We start from the raw sequence: 6,458 nt of genomic DNA on the forward strand, positions 1-6,458 counted from the left end.
TCCCACGGCATCTACAACCTGATCATCTTCGTGCTGGCCATCTATGTGGGCTACCACGTGGTGTGGAACGTCACCCCGGCGCTGCACACCCCGCTGATGGCGGTTACCAACGCCATTTCGGCGATCGTCATCGTCGGTGCCATGCTGGCTGCCGCGCTGACCGTGACCCCGGCTGGCAAGCTGATGGGCACGCTTGCCGTGGCCCTGGCTGCAGTCAATGTGTTCGGTGGCTTCCTGGTCACCCGCCGCATGCTTGAAATGTTCAAGAAGAAAACCAAGAACGAGGCGCAGAAGTAAGCATGAGCATGAATCTGGTAACGCTCCTCTACCTCGTCGCCTCGGTGTGCTTCATCCAGGCGCTCAAGGGCCTGTCGCACCCGACTACCTCGCGGCGCGGCAACCTGTTTGGCATGATTGGCATGGGGCTCGCCATCCTTACCACGGTTGGCCTCATTTATAAGCTAGGTGCAGAACTGGCCACCGCCGGCATCGGCTATGTCATCGTCGGCCTGCTGGTCGGTGGCACCGCCGGCTCGATCATGGCCAAGCGCGTCGAGATGACCAAGATGCCGGAGCTGGTCGCTTTCATGCACAGCATGATCGGCCTGGCGGCGGTGTTCATCGCCATCGCCGCCGTACTCGAGCCGCAGTCGATGGGCATCGTTGCCGCCATCAGTGACCCGATCCCTACCGGCAACCGCCTGGAGCTGTTCCTCGGTGCTGCCATCGGTGCCATTACCTTCTCCGGTTCGGTGATCGCCTTCGGCAAGCTGTCGGGCAAGTACAAGTTCCGCCTGTTCCAAGGCGCTCCTGTACAGTTCGCGGGCCAGCACAAGCTGAACCTGATCCTCGGCCTGACTACCATCGCCCTGGGCCTACTGTTCACTTTCACCGGTCATTACAGTGCCTTCACCCTGATGCTGGTCCTGGCCTTCATCATGGGCGTGCTGATCATTATTCCGATCGGCGGCGCCGACATGCCGGTGGTGGTGTCGATGCTCAACAGCTATTCGGGCTGGGCAGCGGCCGGTATCGGCTTCTCCCTGAACAACTCGATGCTGATCATCGCAGGCTCCCTGGTGGGCTCGTCCGGTGCCATCCTCTCGTACATCATGTGCAAGGCGATGAACCGTTCGTTCTTCAACGTCATCCTCGGCGGCTTCGGTGGCGATACCGACACTGGCGCGGCGCAAGGTTCGCAAGAACAGCGCCCGGTGAAATCTGGTTCGGCTGACGATGCCACCTTCCTGCTCAGCAATGCCGACAGCGTAATCATCGTCCCAGGCTACGGCCTGGCGGTGGCCCGTGCCCAGCACGCATTGAAGGAGCTTACCGAGAAGCTGACCCACAACGGCGTAACCGTGAAGTATGCGATTCACCCAGTGGCGGGCCGCATGCCCGGGCATATGAACGTCCTGCTGGCCGAAGCCGAAGTGCCATACGACCAGGTGTTCGAGATGGAGGACATCAACGCCGAGTTCGGCCAGGCCGACGTGGTGCTGGTGCTGGGCGCCAACGATGTGGTCAACCCGGCGGCGAAGAACGACCCCAAATCGCCAATCGCCGGCATGCCGATCCTCGAAGCGTTCAAGGCCAAGACCATCATCGTCAACAAGCGCTCCATGGCCAGCGGCTATGCTGGCCTGGACAACGAACTGTTCTACTTGGACAAGACCATGATGGTGTTCGGTGACGCCAAGAAGGTCATCGAGGACATGGTCAAAGCAGTGGAGTGACAACGGCCGCTGCAAACCAGCTGATATAAAGGAAGCCCCGGTCAGAATCTGTCGGGGCTTTCCTTTTATTGATCCGGATCAACGGCTCTACTTCAAGGCTTCTCATACGACCATGGTCGTGGGACGGCAATGGGCGAAATCTCTAGACTGCGCTGCAGTAGTTTCAGTAGCCCGAGATAACAATCCATGTACCGTGATCGTATCCGCTTGTCCTCCCTGCACAGCAAGGTAATGAGTGCGGCTGATGCCGCTGGTCTGATCGAGGACGGCATGACCGTCGGCATGAGCGGTTTCACCCGCGCCGGCGAAGCCAAGGCCGTACCGCATGCACTGGCCGAACGTGCCAAGCAGTCGCCACTGAAAATCAGCCTGATGACCGGCGCCAGCCTGGGCAACGACCTGGACAAGCAACTGACCGAGGCCGGCGTGCTGGCTCGCCGCATGCCGTTCCAGGTCGACAGCACCCTGCGCAAGGCCATTAACGATGGCCAGGTGATGTTCATCGACCAGCACCTGTCGGAAACCGTCGAGCAATTGCGCAACCAGCAGCTGAAGCTGCCGGACATCGCAGTCATCGAAGCCGTGGCCATCACCGAGCAAGGCCACATCGTGCCGACCACCTCGGTGGGCAACTCGGCCAGCTTCGCGATCTTCGCCAAGCAGGTGATTGTCGAGATCAACCTCTCGCACAACACCAACCTCGAAGGCCTGCATGACATCTACATCCCGACCTACCGCCCGACCCGCACCCCCATCCCGCTGGTCAAGGTAGACGACCGTATCGGCAGCACCGCCATCCCGATCGACCCGGCCAAGATCGTCGGTATCGTCATCAGCGACCAGCCAGACTCGCCGTCCACTGTGCTGCCGCCAGATGATGAAACCCAAGGCATCGCCGACCACCTGATCAACTTCCTCAAAAAGGAAGTGGACGCTGGCCGCATGACCAACAAGCTCGGCCCGCTGCAAGCCGGTATCGGCAGCATCGCCAACGCGGTGATGTGCGGCCTGATCGAATCGCCGTTCGAAGACCTGACCATGTACTCCGAAGTACTGCAGGACTCCACCTTCGACCTGATCGACGCCGGCAAGCTGAGCTTCGCCTCGGGTAGCTCGATCACCTTGTCCAGCCGCCGCAACGCCGACGTGTTCGGCAACCTGGAGCGCTACAAGGACAAGCTGGTGCTGCGCCCGCAGGAAATCTCCAACCACCCGGAAGTGGTACGTCGCCTGGGCATTATCGGTATCAACACCGCACTGGAGTTCGATATCTACGGCAACGTCAACTCCACCCACGTCTGCGGTACCCGGATGATGAACGGCATTGGCGGTTCGGGCGATTTCGCTCGTAACGCCCACCTGGCCGTATTCGTCACCAAGTCGATTGCCAAAGGTGGCGCGATTTCCAGCGTGGTGCCAATGGTCAGCCATGTCGATCACACCGAGCACGACGTGGACATCCTGGTCACCGAGCAGGGCCTGGCCGACCTGCGTGGTCTGGCGCCGCGCGAACGGGCACGGGCGATCATCGACAACTGTGTGCACCCAGACTACCGCGCTGCGCTGAACGATTACTTCGATCGCGCCTGCCAGCGTGGCGGCCATACCCCGCACATCCTGCGTGAAGCGTTGAGCTGGCACGAGAACCTGGAAGAAACCGGGCGCATGCTGGCTAGCTGATGGAGAAGCGGCCTTGTGTCGCGATGGGGCTGCACAGCAGCCCCTTCTTTTTCAGCTGTAACGCCGCAATCCTGGGCCGGTCTGCGGCCTTGTCGCGACACAAGGCCGCACCATTACGACTGTGCTGCACAGTCCGGCCTTCCTTCTTTATAAAACTGTTCTACTGTACCGGTTTTCAACCAATCCTCGCCGCTTAAAACCATCTCCATCTCTTAAATCGCACCATATTCGTGCAGACCAGTACAGTTGCGCCATTTTCGAGTGCAACAGTAGGGTTACACAGTTAACTGAGCCATCGTCTTTCAACTGAACTGTATCTACTGTTATGGACAGCAGAGGAGGATCATTGGCATCAGTTAAATCACTACCTAATCCCGCCATAAGCGGAAGGATGAAGCATCATGGAACGTACCCTCAGTTCCGGTCTGGTTTTTGAAAGCAACGCCCAGCAATCCAACGCATCGATGCCGCTGCGCGCACTGTCCACCCTGCTGCTGTGGCAGCGCCGTATGGCCAGCCGCCGTCAACTGGCTCGCCTGGACAGCCGCCTGCTGGCCGACGCCGGTATCAGCGAGTCGCAGCGTTACGAAGAGCTGAGCAAGCCTTTCTGGCGCTAAGCACCGGCTTGCCGGCTGCGGCCGGCACCGCGAATTCCCAAACCCGTTGCAGGTCACTGCAACGGGTTTTTTATTGCCCGAAAGGCGCGTTGCAGAGCGCTCAAGGTCATTACCAGTACAGTTTTGTAAAAACCAATAATCACCATTACAGTTATCACGCACAACACGCGTTGACCTCCCAACGCAGCACCGCGTGATACGCTTGGCTTAACCGTCTGCTAGAACCAGTTGTTGAAACGTACCGTGACGAGCCCTGCAAACGTCCGATAGAGCAGAACCAACCTGACCCTACCCAGGAGTCCACGATCATGTCCCGTAAACACCTGCTTGGCGCCGCCCTGTTACTCGGCCTGGCTGGCACTGCCCACGCCACCAGCTTCGTTGTCACCACCGACACGGTAGTACGCGCCGTTGCCGCTTCCACTGACGCCACATCCGACCTTTCCTCGTCGTTCCGCGACGACAAGATCGTGCAGGCGGCCCGGGATGACGCCGCCACGTTCGTCGGCACTCAAGGCGATATCCGCGGTGCCCGCCTGGAAAGCGCCTTCGTGCACATCCGTTCGAACATGCCGGCCCTGCAAGCCAGCGATGCACAGCTGGCCCAGGCCATCCTGGCGCTCTGATACACCCTAGGCAAAACAGGTGCGTTGGCTAGAGCCCTCGCACCTGGGGTAGCCTTCGTCGTCCATTTTTCCAGCCTTCAAGAAAGCCCATGCGTTATCTGTTGCCGCTGCTGTTCTCCGTTGTCGGCATGGCCAGCGCCCATGCCATGGATACCACCACGCAAGGCCTGGTCATCTCGGGCTATGCCACCAGCCAGGTCACTACCGCGCCCTTCGATCGCAAACTGATCAGGCAGGCCCGTGATGATGCCGCCGCATTCGTTGCCAGCGATGGCGTGATCCGTGGTGCACGCCTGGAAGCCGCGCTGGAATCATTACGCCACAATTGTGCACGGCACACTGTCGGCGATCTGGAACTGGCGCAGGCAATTCTCGTCCAATAACTCACCTGACTCCCTGTATTTTTCGGAGATGCTCCATGCGTAAACCGCTGATTGCCGCTTCCCTCGGCATGCTGCTGCTGGCCGACCTGGCCCAGGCACAGACCCTGGTGGCTACCAGCAACATCATCGTGCGTGCCTTCGGCCGTTCGATCGACTTCACCTCGGATACCACCACGTCTATCCGTGACTCCAAAGTGGTGCGCGAAGCCCACGACGACGCTGCCAGCTTCGTCGCCAGCAACGGTGACATCCGCGGCGTCCAACTCGAGGCAGCCTTCAACACCCTGCGCGAGCGCGTACCGGAAGCGCGCGGCGCCAGCGACCAGGTACTGGCCGAAGCCATCCTCGCACTGTGATTCGCGTGCGCGCCTGGCTGCTCGGCTGCGCCCTGACGCTGCTCGGCACGCCCGCCTTGGCCGACCTGCAGCTAGAGCTGCAGGCGTCCGGCCTGGACCCGCAGCAAACCCAAGCCTCACAGGCCCTGCTTGACGAGGCCATGGGCAGGCTGCCGCCGCGCTTCAAGCAACAGTTGGACCGCCGCGTGCGGGTCAGCTGGAGCGACAACATGCCTGCCGACGCCTATGGGCAGGCATCACTGGTATCCACCCTCGAGCTCAACCGCCGCTTGCTGCCCAGCCTCACCGACGGCAGCGCCGCCACCGAGCGCACCAACCGCCCCCATGGCACGGTGCGTGAAGAGCTGCTGGCCACCGTGTTGCACGAGCTCACCCATATCTACGACCGTGCCCGCCTGTGGCCCGGTGCCGAGCGTTCGCTGATCGCCCGCTGCAAGCGCCAGCAGGGCACGCTGGGCAAGATCGGCCTGCCTGAAGAATGTCGAGGCCAGGCTGAACGTCGATTCACCCTCAGCGACGACCCGCGCCTGCTCGACCTGGCCGGCTGGCCACAATACGTGGGCCGACGCGGCGAGCGCGAGCAACACAATGGCCAGTTCGTGCGTAGCCCCGACAGCTATGAACTAAGCAGCCCCAAGGAATACATCGCGGTCAACATGGAGTACTTCCTCCTCGACCCAAGCTACGGCTGCCGCCGTCCGGCGCTGAACCAGTACTTGCGCCAGCATTTCGGCTGGGCACCGCAACAGGACACCTGCGCCAAGGGCCTGCCGTTCATCAACGCTGGCAGTGACTTCGCTCGCCAGCCACTGGGTGAGATCGACCCCGAGCGGGTCTATGAAGTGGACTACCTGCTGGCCGAAGCCAACCAAAACCTGGTCAGCCGCTGGGGTCACAGCATGCTGCGCCTGGTGATCTGCAAACCGGGCCGCCCACGCGGTCCAGACTGCCGCCTGGACCTAGACCAAAGCCTGGTGCTGTCGTACCGCGCCTTCGTCAACGACGTGCAGCTGTCCAGCTGGGACGGCCTGGTCGGTAACTACCCGTCACGACTATTCGT

General features: G+C 61.1%; 8 protein-coding genes. All 8 read left to right on the forward strand.

Annotated elements, in window-relative coordinates:
- The coding region (locus tag APH42_RS28225) for an NAD(P) transhydrogenase subunit alpha (RefSeq protein WP_156352961.1) at positions 1–297 on the forward strand (297 nt) is incomplete at its 5' end.
- Positions 298–299: 2 nt separating this feature from the next.
- Positions 300–1,736 (forward strand): NAD(P)(+) transhydrogenase (Re/Si-specific) subunit beta, encoded by a 1,437-nt coding sequence (locus tag APH42_RS28230; protein ID WP_003252919.1) that lies wholly within the window; start codon positions 300–302, stop codon positions 1,734–1,736.
- A gap of 186 nt (positions 1,737–1,922) precedes the next feature.
- Entirely contained in the window at positions 1,923–3,416 is a 1,494-nt protein-coding gene (locus APH42_RS28235; protein WP_012269958.1) for an acetyl-CoA hydrolase/transferase family protein, read from the forward strand.
- A gap of 401 nt (positions 3,417–3,817) precedes the next feature.
- Positions 3,818–4,033 carry a DUF1127 domain-containing protein gene (locus APH42_RS28240; RefSeq protein WP_012269957.1) on the forward strand — a complete coding sequence of 72 codons (216 nt, stop codon included), beginning with the start codon at positions 3,818–3,820 and terminating at the stop codon, positions 4,031–4,033.
- 308 nt (positions 4,034–4,341) lie between these two features.
- Positions 4,342–4,659 (forward strand): DUF2388 domain-containing protein, encoded by a 318-nt coding sequence (locus tag APH42_RS28245; RefSeq protein ID WP_012269956.1) that lies wholly within the window; start codon positions 4,342–4,344, stop codon positions 4,657–4,659.
- An 89-nt stretch (positions 4,660–4,748) separates the two neighbouring features.
- Positions 4,749–5,042, forward strand: a complete 294-nt coding sequence (locus APH42_RS28250; RefSeq protein ID WP_012269955.1) for a DUF2388 domain-containing protein — start codon at positions 4,749–4,751, stop codon at positions 5,040–5,042.
- A gap of 35 nt (positions 5,043–5,077) precedes the next feature.
- Positions 5,078–5,398 (forward strand): DUF2388 domain-containing protein, encoded by a 321-nt coding sequence (locus APH42_RS28255; RefSeq protein WP_003252932.1) that lies wholly within the window; start codon positions 5,078–5,080, stop codon positions 5,396–5,398.
- Positions 5,395–6,458: DUF4105 domain-containing protein (locus APH42_RS28260; RefSeq protein ID WP_156352964.1), on the forward strand; the 1,064-nt coding region annotated here is incomplete at its 3' end. The genes APH42_RS28255 and APH42_RS28260, both read left to right, overlap by 4 nt.

The sequence above is a fragment of the Pseudomonas sp. NBRC 111140 genome (assembly GCF_001320885.1).
GTDB classification, from domain to species: Bacteria; Pseudomonadota; Gammaproteobacteria; order Pseudomonadales; family Pseudomonadaceae; genus Aquipseudomonas; species Aquipseudomonas putida_P.